The sequence below is a fragment of the Brevibacillus sp. 1238 genome (assembly GCF_029892995.1).
Taxonomy (GTDB): Bacteria; Bacillota; Bacilli; order Brevibacillales; family Brevibacillaceae; genus Brevibacillus; species Brevibacillus parabrevis.
Map to the genome: position 1 here is coordinate 48448 of NZ_JARXWC010000015.1, position 16754 is coordinate 65201.

14 protein-coding genes and 1 other annotated feature are annotated in these 16754 nt (G+C 53.2%); of the genes, 10 read left to right on the forward strand and 4 right to left on the reverse strand.

From position 1 onward, the window contains the following. Nucleotides 1-5: 5 nt before the first annotated feature. Nucleotides 6-743 (forward strand): class I SAM-dependent DNA methyltransferase, encoded by a 738-nt coding sequence (locus M2298_RS24270; RefSeq protein ID WP_173597425.1) that lies wholly within the window; start codon nucleotides 6-8, stop codon nucleotides 741-743. 51 nt (nucleotides 744-794) lie between these two features. Then, nucleotides 795-1036: a binding site (T-box leader), on the forward strand. Nucleotides 1037-1165: 129 nt separating this feature from the next. Continuing rightward, on the forward strand, nucleotides 1166-3583 hold the full coding sequence (gene leuS / locus M2298_RS24275; RefSeq protein WP_280649201.1) for a leucine--tRNA ligase: 2418 nt from the start codon (nucleotides 1166-1168) through the stop codon (nucleotides 3581-3583). 706 nt (nucleotides 3584-4289) lie between these two features. Here the strand turns inward: leuS and comER are convergent. From comER to asnB, 3 genes are all read right to left on the reverse strand, one after another. Then, the gene (gene comER, locus M2298_RS24280) at nucleotides 4290-5123 is read right to left on the reverse strand and encodes a late competence protein ComER (RefSeq protein WP_122964128.1); all 834 of its coding nucleotides are present in this window, start codon (nucleotides 5121-5123) and stop codon (nucleotides 4290-4292) included. A gap of 71 nt (nucleotides 5124-5194) precedes the next feature. Next, on the reverse strand, nucleotides 5195-5962 hold the full coding sequence (locus tag M2298_RS24285; RefSeq protein ID WP_274875164.1) for a helix-hairpin-helix domain-containing protein: 768 nt from the start codon (nucleotides 5960-5962) through the stop codon (nucleotides 5195-5197). A 112-nt stretch (nucleotides 5963-6074) separates the two neighbouring features. Then, a complete protein-coding gene (gene asnB, locus M2298_RS24290; protein WP_217022441.1) occupies nucleotides 6075-8000 on the reverse strand; it encodes an asparagine synthase (glutamine-hydrolyzing) in 1926 nt (641 codons plus the stop codon). 213 nt (nucleotides 8001-8213) lie between these two features. Here asnB and M2298_RS24295 point away from each other — a divergent pair, with 213 nt between their 5' ends. From M2298_RS24295 to holA, 5 genes are all read left to right on the forward strand, one after another. After that, nucleotides 8214-10589, forward strand: a complete 2376-nt coding sequence (locus M2298_RS24295; RefSeq protein ID WP_280649202.1) for a DNA internalization-related competence protein ComEC/Rec2 — start codon at nucleotides 8214-8216, stop codon at nucleotides 10587-10589. Nucleotides 10590-10642: 53 nt separating this feature from the next. Continuing rightward, the gene (locus tag M2298_RS24300; RefSeq protein WP_063231360.1) at nucleotides 10643-11188 is read left to right on the forward strand and encodes an RNA polymerase sigma factor; all 546 of its coding nucleotides are present in this window, start codon (nucleotides 10643-10645) and stop codon (nucleotides 11186-11188) included. Further along, nucleotides 11188-12048 (forward strand): hypothetical protein, encoded by an 861-nt coding sequence (locus M2298_RS24305; protein ID WP_122964124.1) that lies wholly within the window; start codon nucleotides 11188-11190, stop codon nucleotides 12046-12048. Before M2298_RS24300 ends, M2298_RS24305 begins: the two co-directional genes overlap by 1 nt. A gap of 168 nt (nucleotides 12049-12216) precedes the next feature. Next, on the forward strand, nucleotides 12217-12381 hold the full coding sequence (locus M2298_RS24310) for a hypothetical protein (protein WP_167470281.1): 165 nt from the start codon (nucleotides 12217-12219) through the stop codon (nucleotides 12379-12381). Nucleotides 12382-12434: 53 nt separating this feature from the next. Beyond that, nucleotides 12435-13475 carry a DNA polymerase III subunit delta gene (gene holA, locus M2298_RS24315; RefSeq protein ID WP_122964123.1) on the forward strand — a complete coding sequence of 347 codons (1041 nt, stop codon included), beginning with the start codon at nucleotides 12435-12437 and terminating at the stop codon, nucleotides 13473-13475. 71 nt (nucleotides 13476-13546) lie between these two features. On the opposite strand, the gene rpsT is transcribed toward holA, so the two are convergent. Next, complete coding sequence (rpsT, locus tag M2298_RS24320) at nucleotides 13547-13822, reverse strand: 30S ribosomal protein S20 (protein ID WP_005833151.1); 276 nt, start codon at nucleotides 13820-13822, stop codon at nucleotides 13547-13549. Nucleotides 13823-13998: 176 nt separating this feature from the next. On the opposite strand from rpsT, the gene gpr reads away from it, so the two are divergent. The 3 genes from gpr (at nucleotide 13999) to M2298_RS24335 (ending at nucleotide 16739) form a co-directional block, all read left to right on the forward strand. Beyond that, nucleotides 13999-15099, forward strand: a complete 1101-nt coding sequence (gene gpr / locus M2298_RS24325) for a GPR endopeptidase (protein ID WP_122964122.1) — start codon at nucleotides 13999-14001, stop codon at nucleotides 15097-15099. A gap of 147 nt (nucleotides 15100-15246) precedes the next feature. Then, nucleotides 15247-16425 (forward strand): stage II sporulation protein P, encoded by a 1179-nt coding sequence (locus M2298_RS24330; protein WP_280649203.1) that lies wholly within the window; start codon nucleotides 15247-15249, stop codon nucleotides 16423-16425. A gap of 5 nt (nucleotides 16426-16430) precedes the next feature. Continuing rightward, nucleotides 16431-16739 carry a DUF3679 domain-containing protein gene (locus M2298_RS24335; protein ID WP_063231364.1) on the forward strand — a complete coding sequence of 103 codons (309 nt, stop codon included), beginning with the start codon at nucleotides 16431-16433 and terminating at the stop codon, nucleotides 16737-16739. Nucleotides 16740-16754: the final 15 nt, after the last annotated feature.

Below are 16754 nucleotides of genomic sequence, written 5' to 3' on the forward strand. Positions count from 1 at the left end.
TAAAGATGGCCTACGCACACATGGCCGCCGTCTACGATGCGTTGATGGCAGACACCCCCTACGATCAGTGGCTCGACTGGATTGAGCGCAGCTGGCAAAAAGGCAGCGCACCCAAGCGGATTATCGATCTCGGCTGCGGGACAGGGACGATCGCCATTCCGCTGGCGAAGCGGGGCTATCGCGTCACAGGTGTCGACCTCTCAGCCGAAATGCTGGCGATTGCCTACGATAAAATGCGCCAGGAGCAAGTAGAGGTAGCGTGGGTGGAACAAGATATGCGCGAGCTTTCCTTGCCGGAAGCCGATGCGGTCATTTCCTTGTGCGACTCTCTCAGCTACTTGACAGAAGAGGCGGACGTGCAAGAGACGTTTCGACGCGTGTTCGCTCATCTTGCTCCAGGGGGAAGCTTCTTGTTTGATGTGCACAGTCCGTACAAGATGCTGCACGTTTTCGGAGACGAGACGTTCACCTACGTCGACGACGAGGTTTCGTACATTTGGCAATGTTTCTGCGACCCGCTTCGCCTGGAAGTAGAGCATCAGCTGACCTTTTTCATCCGCCAGCCAAACGGCTTGTACGAGCGGATGGAGGAGGAGCACTGGCAAAGAGCTTACCAGCCTGTGCAACTGATGCGCTGGCTCGCGGAGGCCGGGTTCACGGACATCGTCATTACGGCAGACTATTCGGACTTGCCACCGCAGGAAGCGAGCGAGCGCCTGCTTTTTTCCGCACGCAAGCCATAAAGTTTGACATGGTTGGTTCCAATTGACTATAATGGCGTTATAACTGCAAATTTCGACGCGTTTAAGAGGAATAGTAGGAATATGCCCCGCGAGCATACAGAGAGTTGACGGCAGGTGCAAGTCAACCCGGGATCGTCCGAACTCGCCTCTCAGCACTCGCCTTGAAGGCCATTCTAATATGGTTGTGTAAGGGTGGGCGGCTCATCCCCGTTACGGATTTAAGCGGGTGGATGCTTTGCATTCGCCAATGTGGGTGGTACCGCGGGAGTATAAACAAACCTCTCGTCCCTTTCGTTCAAGCGATTGGGGCGTGAGGTTTTCTTTATATGGCCGAAAGGCAGTTTGGATCATGATGTTGGCAACAGCTTGGCATAGCCAAGTTTTCTACTTTTTTACCTATTTCAAGATGGGAGTGCTCTACCATGGTTTTCAGTCATCGTGAAGTCGAAAAAAAATGGCAACAATACTGGGAGCAAAACAAAACCTTTAAAACATCAGAAGACCCAGGCAAGCAAAAGTTTTACGCTCTCGATATGTTCCCGTACCCTTCCGGTGCAGGGCTGCACGTCGGACACCCGGAAGGCTATACGGCTACCGATATTTTGTCCCGCATGAAGCGGATGCAAGGCTACAACGTGCTTCACCCAATGGGCTGGGATGCGTTTGGTCTGCCTGCTGAGCAATACGCACTCGACACAGGCAATGACCCTGCGGAGTTCACGGAAAAAAATATCAACACGTTCCGCCGCCAAATCAAGTCTTTGGGCTTCTCCTACGATTGGGACAGAGAGATCAACACGACTGACCCGCACTACTACAAATGGACCCAGTGGATTTTCACGAAGCTGTATGAGCACGGCTTGGCGTACATTGACGAAGTAGCTGTAAACTGGTGCCCTGCACTGGGAACGGTGCTGGCAAACGAAGAAGTCATCGATGGCAAGAGCGAGCGCGGCGGACATCCAGTCGAGCGCCGTCCAATGAAGCAATGGGTGCTGAAAATTACGGCCTATGCGGAAAGACTGCTGCAAGACCTGGAAGAGCTGGATTGGCCGGAGAGCATCAAGGAAATGCAGCGCAACTGGATCGGCCGCTCCGAAGGGGCAGAAGTTACTTTTGCCGTCGACGGACACGATCAAAGCTTTACCGTCTTCACGACGCGCCCGGACACGCTCTACGGCGCTACTTACGCGGTACTCGCTCCAGAGCACAAACTGGTTGAGCAGATTACCAGCCCAGAGCAAAAAGCAGCCGTAGAAGCTTATCTGGAGCAAGCCAAACACAAAAGCGATCTGGAACGTACAGACCTGGCAAAAGAAAAGACAGGGGTATTCACCGGGGCATACGCCATCAATCCGGTAAACGGCGAGCGCCTGCCGATCTGGATCGCGGACTACGTGCTGATCAGCTATGGAACCGGCTCGATCATGGCGGTACCTGCACACGACGAGCGCGACTATGAATTTGCAAAAACATTCGACCTGCCGATCAAAGCAGTAATCGCGGGTGGAGACATTTCCAAAGAAGCGTACACAGGCGATGGAGAGCATATCAATTCCGGCATGCTCGACGGTCTGAACAAAGAGCAGGCGATCAACAAAATGATCGAATGGCTGGAAGCCGAAGGCAAAGGAAATCGCAAAGTGACCTACCGTCTGCGCGACTGGCTGTTCAGCCGTCAACGCTACTGGGGTGAGCCGATTCCGATTTTGCACCTCGAAGATGGCACGATGAAAACTGTTCCCGTATCCGAACTGCCGATTATGCTGCCAAAAACAAAAGAAATCAAGCCATCCGGCACGGGCGAATCGCCGCTTGCCAACATTACCGACTGGCTGAACACCGTCGATCCGGAAACAGGCATGAAAGCGCGCCGCGAAACCAACACGATGCCGCAATGGGCGGGCAGCTGCTGGTACTTCCTGCGCTTTATCGATCCGCACAACGATCAAGCCATGGCTGATCCGGAAAAGCTGAAAGAATGGCTGCCAGTCGACATCTACATCGGTGGAGCAGAGCACGCGGTACTGCACTTGCTGTACTCCCGTTTCTGGCACAAATTCCTGTACGACATCGGCGTCGTACCTACCAAGGAGCCATTCCAAAAGCTGTTTAACCAAGGAATGATCCTCGGCGAAAACAACGAAAAAATGAGCAAATCCAAAGGCAACGTCGTCAACCCTGACGATATCGTACACAGCCACGGCGCCGATACGCTCCGCCTGTACGAGATGTTCATGGGGCCGCTGGATGCTTCCATCGCCTGGTCGACAAAAGGCCTCGATGGTGCGCGCCGCTTCCTGGACCGCGTATACCGCCTGTTCGTGCAAGACAACGGCGAGCTGAACGAGAAAATCGTCGATACGAAAAAAGCGACGAGCATGGAGCGCGTTTACCATCAAACCGTGAAAAAAGTAACCGAAGACTACGAGGGCCTGCGTTTCAACACAGGTATCTCCCAACTGATGGTATTCGTGAACGAAGCGTACAAAGCAGACGTTCTGCCGAAATCGTACATGGAAGACTTCGTAAAAATGTTGTCGCCAATCGCTCCGCACTTGGGTGAAGAACTGTGGGAGAAGCTCGGACACAACGAAACGATCTCCTACGAAGCATGGCCAACTTACGATGAGTCGAAGCTGGTGGAGGACGAAGTGGAAATCGTCATCCAGATCAACGGCAAGAACAAAGAGAAGTTGCTGATCGCTTCCGATTCGACCAAGGAACAAATGGAAGAGCTGGCGCTTAACAACGACATGATCAAAGAACTGATCGATGGCAAAACGATCGTCAAAATCATTGCCGTTCCTGGCAAACTGGTCAACATCGTCGTTCGCTAATCGATTCGAGTGAACAACCATACAAGATTATTTGCTTGCTACTTCTGTCTTTAGCAATCACTGCTGGTTAGAAGAGGGAGCATGATAATCCAAACGGAAAAAAGGAGTGGAGCCTGCACGACAGGCGTCCCACTCCTTTTTGATTATCTGCGTGCGGGTCCGGCAAGCAAGCCTGTCACGCGCCTGGTCAAGCGTATTGTCACGCGACCTATCACGCGCCCGGGTCAAGCGTACCCGTCACGCAGCCTATCACGCGCCCGGTCAAGCGTACTGTCACGCAGCCTATCACGCGCCCGTTCAAGCGTACTGTCACGCAGCCTATCACGCGCCCGGTCAAGCGTACTGTCACGCAGCCTATCACGCGCTTGGTCATGCGTACTGTCACGCGGCCTGTCATGCACCTGGTCATGCGTACTGTCACGCGACCTATCACGCGCTTGGTCAAAGCGTACCCGTCACGCAACCTATCACGCGCCCGGTCAAGTGTACTGTCACGCAGCCTATCACGCGCCCGGTCAAGTGTACTATCACGCAGCCCATCACGCGCCCGGTCAAGCATACTGTCACGAAGCCTGTCATGCGCCCGGTCAAGTGTACTATCACACAGCCTATCACGCGCCCAGTCAAGCATACTGTCACGCAGCCTGTCACGCAGCCTGTCACGCGATCTTTTATCGACCTGTGCAACGATCAGCACATATGCAAGCTACTGCGGCTGCTCATTCAAGTAACGGTCAAGCAGTTCCTGATCCTCGGAAAATTTCGCTCGTGTGCGCTGGAATACTTCTCTGAAAATGCCTGGAAACTTACTTTGCAAAGGAATCAAACCTTCTCCGGTGATGCCTCCCGGGACGCAGACCCGTTGCTGCAAGGAAGGGAGCGTAAATTTTTCTTCCCGAAGCAAGTCAGCCACGCCGATCAGCATCTGCGAGGTCAAATACGTAGCAGCCTCTGGAGAAATGTTTGTCTCCTCCACGGCATCTTGAATCATCTGCTGCAAAATGTAGCTGAGAAAAGCAGGGCCGCAACTGGCGATGTCCGAAGTGATGCGCAAAAACGGTTCGCTGATTTCGACCGGGGTACTGATGTGGGCGAAAAGATTGCGGATGTAATGACGTTGCTCCTCGCTAACGCGCGACCCGAACTCGCATAGACTGACTCCGCTTTGTGCGGCATTGGTAATGCTGGGCACGACCCGGGCGATGGCGCATGGCACTTTCGATTCCAAATGCTCCAGTTTGATCGGGCTGGTAATGGTGATGAACAGATGTCCCTCCGTCAAAACAGGGGCGAGTTGGGCAAGCAACTCGCTGTATTCCAGCGGCTTGACGCACAACACGATGATGTTGGCTTCTCTGGCCAAGTCTGCGTTGCTATGAGCGACCGCCAGCCCGCCAAGCCGCTTTGCGAGCTGTTCGGCTTTTTCGATTGTGCGATTGGTGATGATCATTTGGCTGGGAGACAGCGCTTTGGCGGACAGCAATGCTTCAATTAAGATACTGCCCATGCTGCCCGTACCAATGAACCCGATTTTATCCATGGGCATACCTCCCTCCGATATTCTTTTCCCATTCTATGTGGCAATTTTGCCAATCATGACCGGATGATCGTTTATTGCGCAACGATGTGGTCTTTGATCTTCTCGAACATCTTGGCCCCGATCCCCGATACCTTTTTCAACTCGTCGACCGAGCGAAAACGACCGACTTGTGTGCGGTATTCCAGGATCGCTGCTGCCCGCGACTCGCCGATTCCAGGCAACGTCATCAGCTCATGGACTGTGGCCGAGTTGAGATTGACCGTTTTGCCTGGTTGCTTGCTGCTCCCCGCACCTAGAGCACCATTCCCGCCCACCTGGACAGAAGCGGGGGAGGGCAAGCCTACGCCGGGCAGGGGAGAAGTGCCGCTGCTGCCTTTTGCCGGAATGATCAAGGCGGTGCCGTCAGCGAGTGGCTGAGCCAGATTGATTTGATCGAGGTCTGCCTGTGGAAGCGCTCCGCCAGCCTCTTCGATCGCATCTGCGACCCGCTTGCCAGGCGCAAAGCGATACAGCCCCGGTTTTTTCACTTTTCCTTTCACGTCGACGTAAAGAGACGGAGCAGCTTGCTCTTGTGCCGCCCCGGCTGCAAGCTGCCTGGAAGCCGAAGCCGAAGCAGGCACCGACGTGTCAGGTGCGGCTCTTTGCTCCGCTGGCGCGGTGGCAACGGATGGCGCTTTCGGCTCCGCTGCGCCCTGCGCATAGGCAGACGCAGCGATCGGCACGCCAACCGTCCCTTCGCGGTTGTCTCGCTGATAAAGCCAAAAGCTGAGCGCCAAAAAAGCGATGGCCGCAACGATCAGAATGAGACGGCGATAACGTTCCCACCAATCGAGAAGCATGACAAAAGACCCTCCCTTACCCCGCGCGTGATTGTGAAATCGCTCTAGTCACAATCTACGAAAAGTAAGAGAGGGTCTGCAAATTTTTTTCACTCGCTCCTTGCCAGTTAAGTTAACCGATGTGCTGCAAGGAATTTTTTTTGCGGCGAATGTCTACGTTTGGACTCACATACGGATCAAACGTATATTTTTGCTCGATGAAAATCTGGTGCCACAGCATGAAGACGAGAATCGTCCAGATTTTGCGGCTGTAGTCGGCATTGCCTTCGCGATGCTCGTCAAGCATGTAGAGCACGTAAGCCTTGTTGATCAAATTGTCGACCTTCGATTCGAAAATGATCTCTTTGGCCCATTTGTAAAACTCGTTTTTCAGCCAATGGCGCGTCGGAACCGGGAAGCCCAGTTTCTTCTTCGATTTGATTTCCTGCGGCAAGAAGTCTTTCATCGCCTCGCGCAGAACGTGTTTGGTCGTGCCGTTGGCGATCTTGTACTTCGTCGGAATGGTCGCAGCAAATTCGAACACCTTCAGATCGATGAACGGAACGCGCAGCTCCAGGGAGTTGGCCATCGTCATTTTGTCGGCTTTCATCAAAATGTTTCCGCGCAGCCAAGTGTGAATGTCCAGATACTGCATTTTCGTTACATCATCGTACTGGGAGGCGCGCTTGTAAATGTCCTCGGTGATCGTAAACGGCGAGACGTACGATTCAGAGCGTGCGATGTCGTCCATCACGACGCGTCTTTTCATCTCTTCGCTGAAGATCAGGGCGTTTCCGAAAAAGCGTTGCTCAACCGTTTTCGAACCGCGGATGAGGAAGTTTTTCCCTTTTACCTGATCAGGCAGGCGATGGGCCATGTAGCCGATGGACTGGCGCATCCAGCCCGGCATGCCGGAAAACATTTTGAGAGAGCTAGGTTCTCTGTAGATGTTGTACCCGCCAAAAAATTCGTCGGCACCTTCGCCAGACAAGACGACAGTGACGTGCTCGCTTGCCATTTGCGCAACGAAGTAGAGCAAGATCGCAGAAGGGTCTGCCACCGGCTCATCCTGATGCCAGATGAGACGCGGCAATTCGTCCATGTATTGCTGGGCGTTGATTACCCGCTCGAAGTGCTCGGTTCCCAAAAAGCCAGCCGTGCGCTTGGCGAAATCAAGCTCGCTGTAGCCAGGGATGTCTGATCCGACGGAAAAAGTTTTCACCGGCTCATAGGTGCGCAGCATGGCGACGATACTGCTGGAATCGACGCCGCTGGAGAGGAAAGCTCCGCGCGGCACTTCGCTAATCCGGTGCTTGTCGATCGACTCCATCATCACATCGCGGGTTCCTTCGACGAAATACGAGAACGGCTTGCTCTCATCCGGCTTGAACTCCACGTCCCAGTAGCGTTCCAGCTTGATCTGGTCGTTTTCGACGATGAACGAGTGCGCTGGCGGGATGCGATAGATGCCTTGATACATCGTTTCCGGATCAGGCACGTATTGGAAAGTCAAGTAATGATAAAAACCGTTGTGGTTTACTTCGCGCGTAAATCCAGGAATCTCCAGCAAGCTTTTGATTTCGCTGGCGACCCCGATGGAATCTTGCGTCTCCACGTAGTAGAGCGGCTTGATCCCGAAGTGGTCGCGTGCGCCGAACAACCGTTTTTTGCGGGAGTCGTAAATGGTAAAGCCGAACATGCCGCGCAAATGTTTAGGTGCTTCTGTTCCTACCTCCTCGTAGAGGTGCAGGATGGTTTCAATATCAGAATCGGTATGGAAAACGTGACCGATGTCTTTTAACCATTGTTGCAATTCCTTGTAGTTGTACACTTCACCGTTGCCAATAATCCAGATGTCACGTGTTTCGTTAAACAGCGGTTGATGCCCGCCTTCCACGTCAATGATGCTTAAACGACGAAAGCCCAGGGCGATGTTGTCTTCGAGATGAAAACCATCGTCGTCTGGACCACGGTGCAGGATGATACCGGTCATCGCGCTGATCGCTTCTTGCCTAACTGGCATTTGCCGCTTGTTGTAGAGTGTTACGATTCCACACATATGAAATGACTCTTCCTCTCACTGGATTGCTCCTGCTAACTCTATCACGTATCGCAAGCTGGCGCAATCTCTTCTGAATGCCTGGGACTGTACGCAAAACAGTCGTACAGCCTAAGGAAAAAGGACTCTCGTCTCTTCTATTTTTGTCCGCACGCCAAGGGATATACTCTCCTAAAGAAAAGAACAGTTCGACAAAGAACGGAGGGAGAGACTATGTCACTTTGGAGCGCTAGTCTGGCCGTAATGAGCGGTTTTCTCCTGGCTGCCTACGTCCAGCCCTTTTGGATGGCGGGCGTTCTCGGCGCATGGGCAGCAGTCCTGGCGTTTTCTTCGCTTGTCTACCGAAGGCGGCTCGCTTTTTACTGCTTCCTCTCTATTCTAGCAGGTCTCTATTTTTATGGGTACGAGATTCTCCATGCGTCCACACTGAAAGCATCAGCTGAACAGCAAGCGGCTGTCTGGGTTCGTGGAGAGATCGCTTCTGTCGTCAAGCGGGACGGCGATGCTGCCCGTTTTTTTGCCACCATCAGCGAATGGGGGGAGGAAAAAGAGCGGTTGCGTCCGCTTGCCAGTAACGAAAAAATAGTTCTTCGCGTCCAATTAGGTACGGCTGAGGAAGCAGCTGCGATTGAAACGTGGCGGACGGGCAGCCAACTGACGGCCTTTGTCCGGCTGGCTTTGCCGAGTGGGGCGCGTAACCCGCATGCTTTTGACTATGCCCGCTATTTGCATTGGCAAGGGGTACACGTCACAGGCGACACATCATTTGGCGAGGTGCGCACAGAGGCGGCGGCAAGCGTATGGGGGAGCTTTCAGGAGTGGCAGGAGGCGGGAGCGAGCCGGATTGACCGCTTGTTTCCCGATCAAGAAACGGCGGGATACATGAAGTCGTTGCTGCTTGGGGTCAGTCAGGAGGTGACGCCCCAGCTTGCGTCCATGTACACCAATTTGGGCCTGAGCCATATTCTCGCCATATCCGGCTTGCATGTGACACTGGTGACCTCGATGTTTTTGTGGACGCTGGAAAAAGCGGGCGTCAGCCGTCGCTGGAGCCTATGTGCGACGGTCTTGCTGCTTGTGGGTTACGTACTGCTCGTTGGCGCCAGTGCTTCCGCTGTGCGAGCCGGCTTGATGGGAGGAGTAGGTCTTGTCTGTCAGGTCGTGGGGAAAAGACTGGATGGAAAAGAGATTTGGGCAGGCACGCTCCTCGGCATGCTCGCCACGAATCCGTATCAGTTGTGGCATGTCGGCTTCCAACTGTCTTTTGCCGTTACGCTGGGACTTATTTTGTTTGTGCCGTACAGCCAGCAAGTAGCTGTCCGCGTGCCTGCGTGGATCAGAACACTTGTGGCTGTGACGGTTTCCGCCCAGCTCGTCTCTTTTCCGTTTCTGCTGTACCATTTTCACCAGTTTTCTCCGCTTTCCTGGCTGGTCAATCTGATTGTGACGCCTGTGCTGTCTTTTTCTGTCTTGCCGCTCGGCTATGCGGCGATCGTGCTTGATTGGCTTCACCCGGCGCTGGCGACGCTCCCTGTCTGGGTGGCTACCCATTTGCTCAGCTGGGTACACGAACCGCTTCTGGCTATGGATCAGTGGCTGATTCCATTTACCTACTGGCCGCATCCGGAATGGTGGTGGCTCCTCCTGTATGCCTGTTTTCTCGGGAGCATGCCCAGTTTGTGGAAGCTCGGTTTTCATCGGAAACGCGACGTCGTGCTCTGTTTGGCCTTATTTCTCGGGCTTTTGGCGGCGGCGAGACAACCGTTCGCAGGCAGCGATGAAGTGCGAATCACGTTCCTGGATGTCGGGCAAGGGGATTCCATCGTTGTCGAAATTGGCAATCAGAAGGTATACTTAATGGATGCGGGTGGGACAATGCGCCATCCGGCAGCGGAGCCATGGATGGAAAAGCGCGACCCGTTTGAAGTGGGCAAAGACGTCGTCCTCCCGTTTCTGATGTCGCGCGGGATTGAGAAAATTGACCGTGTCATCATGACGCATGGCGATTGGGACCATATCGGTGGAATGAAAGCGCTGGTGCCCCGCTTTTCTTTTGGAGAAGTGATGGTGAATGCTGCAACACCGGAGGAGAAAGAGACGGAGATTCTCCAGATGTTCCAGCAAAAAGGCGTTCCCATTACGACTGGCACCCCTGGTCAGGTGTGGTCGGATGGGCCGGAAATCGAATGGAAATGGCTTCATCCTGGAAAAACGACTCTTCGCGGCAATGATGCGTCCGTCGTGCTTCAGCTGACGGCATACAACAAAACGGTCTTATTTACGGGAGATGTGGAAAAGGACGGAGAGGCGGTCCTTGTGCAAAACGGCTTGACGCCCGTCGACGTTTTGAAAGTCGCCCATCACGGCAGCAAAAGCTCCAGTACCGACGAACTGCTGGCAGCTGTTTCTCCCGAGGCAGCGGTCATTTCGGTTGGCGTGAACAATCGGTACGGACATCCTGCGAGCGAGGTACTGCATCGTCTGGAAAGCTGCGGTGCTGCCGTTTACCGAACGGATCAGCAAGGGGCGGTTACGCTGATTATCTCGTCTGCGGGACTGATTTGGAAGACCCAACAATTGGATACATAACATGGTTGCAACCTTTTATATGAGCGACCCGTCTGTAGGGGGGAGAGGAGATTATGCAGGAAGCAGAATTGATCAGGCTGGCGCAAACCGGGGATCATGATGCGCTTGTCGAGCTGCTTCGATCCATTGAGACCTCCGTTTACCGAAGCGCTTATTACATTCTGGGAAATGAACAGGACGCGCTCGATGCGGCTCAGGAAGTGCTCATACGCATTTATCGAAAATTGGACACTTATCAGGAAAAGGCGAAGTTTTCGACCTGGGTACAACGCATCGTCAGCAACGTCTGTATGGATAAATTTCGCGCGAAGAAGGAAACGGTCTCAATCGACGAACACGAGCTGATCATACCTGATCGAAACAACGTAGAAGATGAAATCCTTCTCACCGGACTGTCAAACGACATCCAGGAAGCCATCGGAAAACTGCCTAGGCAGTACAGGATGGTAGTAGTTCTCCGCTATCTGGAAGACTTGTCTTACCAGGAAATCGCGGAAGCATTGGATTTGCCGCTTAACACGGTAAAATCGTATTTGTTTCGGGCTAGGCAACAGTTGCAGGAACTGTTGTACGACTACCAGAAAGGGGGGATCGGTTGATGACCAACGAAGAAATTTGGGAATGCATGCAGCGGGATCTGGATGGGGATTTGTCAGTGCAAGAACAGCAAGTGCTGCGCAACCTCATCCAAAAAGATGCTGACCTGCAACTTATGTACAACCGTCTGAAAACTGTGTCGCAAAAGCTAGAGCAGTTGCCCCCTGTCGTACCCTCAATCAGCATTGTAGATTCGATTCTGCCGCGTCTGGAATCCGCCGCAGCGAAGCCTGCGGTTGTGCAATCTGCTGTGCTAGAGGAATCCTTGCCTACTCTCGAAGTTAAGCGCAAGTCGTCTTCCCTGGCGGAATCGAAAAAGTGGAAGCGAGTGAAAGTGTGGCTGGCTGGTATTGGCAGTACGGCAGTCGCTGCCTGCTTGCTGGTTGGCGTGCTGTTTTCGGGGAGTGAAGAAAAGCCGCTGCAGCCGGATGCGTTTCAAAATGGTGCGGACAGCACACCGCCTGTCGTGACGAAAGATCCGGTTGTTTACGGCCCGGAAGCTCCTACTCCAAGCACTAATCCATCTCCATTGAATAAAAAGGAAGAGGAGAAGAAGTCCGAAAAGGCGCCACCGAAGAAACAAACACACAAGCCACCAGCAAAGACCGAGTATAAGCCACCTGCCAAGCCGCCTGCTGCTAATGCGACTCCGCCAAATAAAGCGCCCGCAAATGTTCCAAAGCCTGTAGTAGTGACAGAGGATAAGCCACCGTCATTCCCGGTTGGACTGGAAGAGAAATCGGACGAAGATGACAACAAGTCTGCGCGTGAAAAAGATGACGGGGACAAGGACGAGGAGAAAGACAACAAGAAAGACAACAAGCAGGAAGAGCGGGAGAGCAATAAAGAGAACGACGATTGATAAAAAGGTCTCTCCTGCTTTGCACATGCAAACGTGGTTTTTCAAACGGGACTGGCACCACTAAGGGGATTCGTGCGTAAAGTACATTATCAAGCACCCCCTGCTTACCGTTTGGGGAGGAGGAATCCCGGGGCTTTTCCCTGAACGTTTACATAGAGGTGCCAACGGATGGAAAAACCGCTGCCGACCGAACAGGTAGCGGTTTTTTTCTGTTCAAAATCGCTGCTTGCGGCTGGTTCGCCATCTGCTGCACCGATGAACGCGGTTGCAGGCTCGCAAAAAGCAGGCGGCCGATTGATTGTGCCTGGAGCAACGAACAGCAAACCACGGTGAGCGTTTTGTGCTATAATTACGCAGGAAAGAGCAAGGAAAGGGAGGGAACAGGCATGCCACTCCTCTCGGCGATTCGGGAAATCAGGCAAAAGCAATTTTCGCCGGTCTATGTGTTGTATGGCCCGGAGGCATTTCTGGCCGAAGAATTTTTGACACTGGCGAAAAATCAGATGATTGATCCGCAGTTTCGCGATCTGAACATGAGCGTATACGATTGCACGGAGACGGGGCTGACAGACATTTTGCAAGACGCGGAGACGTTGCCGTTTTTGGGCGAGCATCGGCTGGTTATCGCCAGACAGGCTTATTTTTTGACGGGGAGCAAGCCGCAGACGAAAGTGGAAAGCGATCCGGATGCCTTGCTGGGGTATCTGCAAAATCCGCCTCCGTATACGACCTTGATTTTACATACGGAGTCAGAGAAGCTGGACGAACGGAAAAAGCTCGTCAAAACGCTGCAACAAAAAGCAAAAGTCATTCCGTTTCCGTTGCTGAAAGATGCTGACTTGTACGGTTGGGTGGAACGGCAAGCGGACAAGTATCAGGCCAAAATCGGACGTCAGCAGGCGATGAAGCTGGTGGAACGCGTAGGGCAAGAATTGCGGCTTCTGGACAAGGAAGTGGAGAAGCTGGCCTTGTATGTAGGCGTCGGGGGAAGCATTACGGATGAGATAATCGAAATGCTTGGCGCACGGACGCTGGAGCAGGACGTGTTCGGGCTGATTGAGCAAGTAGCGTCAGGCAAGCTGGACAGGGCATTGCGCATGATGTACGACTGCATGAAGACGGGCGAGGAGCCGATCAAGCTGATTGCCTTGCTGGCCAGACAGTTCCGCATGCTGTTGCATGTCAAGCAATTGGCACCGCGCGGTTACTCGCAACAGCAAATGGCCGGGATGATCAAGATGCATCCGTATGCGGTGAAAAAAGCGATAGAGCAGGCGCGGCATTTTTCCGAGGATTCCTTGAAAAAGCTGCTGCACATTTTGGCGGAAGAAGATTTTCGCATGAAGTCCGGACAAGTGGACAAGCGGCTTGCCCTGGAGCTGTTTGTTGCGCGGGCGCATGCAGAGCGGCAGCGGACGACCGGGTAGTGCCTAGGGTCAATCAGCCAATAAAAAAACCCCATGAACAAATTGTTCGCGGGGTTTTTTCGGCTGGTCTCTTACGCTACAGGAGCGCTCAGAACGTTGAGCTTTTTCATCAAACGAGACTTTTGACGGTTTGCTGCGTTTTTATGAATGAGACCTTTCGAAGCGGCCTTGTCCAGCTTTTTCACAGCCACCAGAAGAGTGGATTTCGCCAATGCTACATCAGAAGCGGCGACAGCTTTCTCAAAGCTCTTGATGGAAGTGCGCAGATCAGACTTTTGAGAAGCACGGTGTGCGCGGCGCTTTTCGATTGTTTTGGTGCGTTTAATCGCGGATTTAATGTTTGGCATGTGTGTCACCTCCTTAGACGACCATAGACATACAGTCATACAACAAAGTAATTCTAGCATGCGCCAACACCATTTGCAAGAAAGGATTCGGAATAAAAATAAAGGATTCAAGCAACCTAGTAGCAGGAAGAAAACGGTCATGGCCGTTTTTACTTCGTGAAGGGAGTCGATGGAACATGGCGCACAACATTGATTTGTCAGGCTACTCGATTCGAACCGATCTGGCGGTGGAGGCGCACGAGCTGGCCCAGCAGCAAAACGAAAGCAACATCGAAGGCATTTGGCTGCAAGCAGACGACAGTGAGCCGAATATCAAAGTGACGCGACTGCACGTGCAGACCGAAGCGGCAGGCAAGCAAATCGGCAAGCTGCCGGGGCGCTATTTGACGATGGAAGTACCAAAGCTGCGCGACAACGATACTTCCATAGAAGAGCAAGTGGCGAAGCGATTCGCGATGGAGTTTGCCGCTTTTCTGGAACAGATGGGGATCACGAAAGACAAGAAAGCGCTCGTCGTGGGGCTCGGCAACTGGAATGTGACCCCGGACGCGCTCGGCCCGATGGTGGTGGAAAATCTGCTCGTTACACGCCACTTGTACAAGCTGGCGCCGGAAACAGTGGGTGAAGGCTATCGCGAGGTCAGTGCCCTGTCGCCGGGTGTTTTGGGCATTACCGGGATCGAGACGAGCGAGATCGTGTTTGGGGTCGTAGAAAAAAGCAAGCCGGACTTCGTCATCTGTATCGATGCGCTGGCCTCTCGCGCTCTGCATCGCGTAAACACGACGATTCAAGTATCCGACACGGGCATACACCCCGGCTCAGGCGTGGGCAACAAGCGAAAATCGATTGATCAGGCTACTCTCGGGATTCCGGTCATTGCGGTCGGAGTGCCGACCGTTGTTTTTGCTTCTACCATCGTCAACGACGCGATTACGTATTTGCTCGGGCATTTTGGACAATCCATGGTCGAGAGCAAGCGAGCGTTCAACAAGCTGTCGCTGAGTACCGTTCCCGAACGCAAGGAACCGTATACGGAGGATGATTTGCCTGATATGGAATCACGCAAGACGTTCATGGGGCTGGTCGGATCGCTTCCGGAAGAAGAAAAGCGGCAACTGATCCACGAGGTGCTGCGGCCGCTGGGGCAAGATTTGGTCGTCACGCCAAAAGAAGTGGATGACTTCATTGAAGGAGTTGCCAATGTGATTGCCACAGGCTTGAATCGATCTCTGCATCAGGCTGTGAATGAAGATAATAGCGCCGCCTACACTCACTAGACGGCTGAAGGATGAAAATAACTAGATTGGGAGAGTTGAGCTAGAAAAGGGTTCTATCGTCTCTATGAGGCTCATAGGCTAAAGCATAGACAAGCGTGAAAGAAAGCATGCGTGCTTGTCCATGCTACAGCCAGAGGAGTGAGACTGATGGCGACCCTAGTCCAACGCCAATTCGCTGTTCTTTCATTCATAACCGCTTTTTTGTTCGTCATGACGGGTGTGTTTTCGCTGGGAGGAAATCGCCTCGCAATCACCTCCTCCGCCATCCAGCAGGCGGCTTCGCATATATCGAGCCTGGCGATACTCAACTGGATGGGGCAGGAGATTCCAGCGCTGTCTGCCACCGTGCAAGCTTCGGGCGATGCCAGATCCAACAGCGTGACGGGCTTTCTTTTTCAGCTCGCGACGAACATTCAACCCGGAGATTTGCGCAGTCTGCTTGGCAGAGAGCTGCCGGGGATGGTAACGACAGAAGACGCCCGCTTTGTCGTTCAGGGAAAAGGTGCGTCGTTGGCTGATTTTTACGTAGAGTACCCAACGCGAGTGGCGGATACTTCCCAGCTCGTTCCGGTTGTAGAGCCAGCGACACAAGAAGCGGCGAAGCAGGAAGAAGAGAAGCCCGCTCCGGCTCCGGTAGCAAAGCCGGTGTCGACAGGCGGCAAGAAAATCGTGTTCGTCTACAATTCGCACAACCGCGAGTCCTGGTTTAGTGAGACAAAGCCTGTAGGAACGGCTGTCGATCATCCTACGCGAAACATCTCTTTGGTCAGCCAGCATCTGAGCGAAGAACTGAACGAGCGGGGGATCGGCTCGGAGGTTAGCAAGGACGACATTTACCAGCAACTGTTGAACAAGAAAATGGACTACGCCCTGTCATACGCCCAATCGTTGCAGGTGGTCAAGGCTGCCGTGGAAAAAAATCGCGAGCTGCACTACTTTTTCGACCTGCACCGCGACACGGCTCCGCGCGAAACTACTACCGTAACGATCAAAGGCAAAACGTACGCAAGAGTCATGTTCGTCATCGGCAAGCGCAACAAAAGCTACGAGAAGAACGAGGCGTTTGCGACAGACCTGCACAATCTGATGGAGAAAATGTACCCCGAGCTGTCACGCGGAGTGATGGAAAAAGGCGGAAAAACCGATCACGGCGAGTATAATCAGTCCATCTCTTCGGGAAGCATGTTAATGGAAATAGGTGGAACGGGAAATACGTTGCAGGAAAGCCTGAATACGGCGGAGGCGCTGGCCGATGTTTTTGCCGCTTATTACTTGCAGGCTGAGAAGGTAAGCAAAACGGAATCGCAAGAGCCTGCGAAGAGGTGATGGGCATGAACGTGACGGTGAAGCTGACGGGGCTTTTGGTCGTCCTTTTGATCGGTGTGGTGCTTGGGCTGCAAACGGCGGAGCGGGGCATATCCAAAGTAAGCGGTGTGCCGGAAGAAAAGGCGCAAACCTTTTACATCAAAAAAGTGGATCAAGGCCAGATGGAAATCGCGGTGATGGGCAAGCAGGTCCAGACTGCCGGGCCGGAGAAAATGGTCAATTACGTGAGCCGGGTGGGACTGACACTGGGTGACAGCATCAAAAACGGTGCGCAAATGTTTGTCGATTGGGTAGGAAGTTTTTTCGAGCCATAGATTTTGTTTACGCGC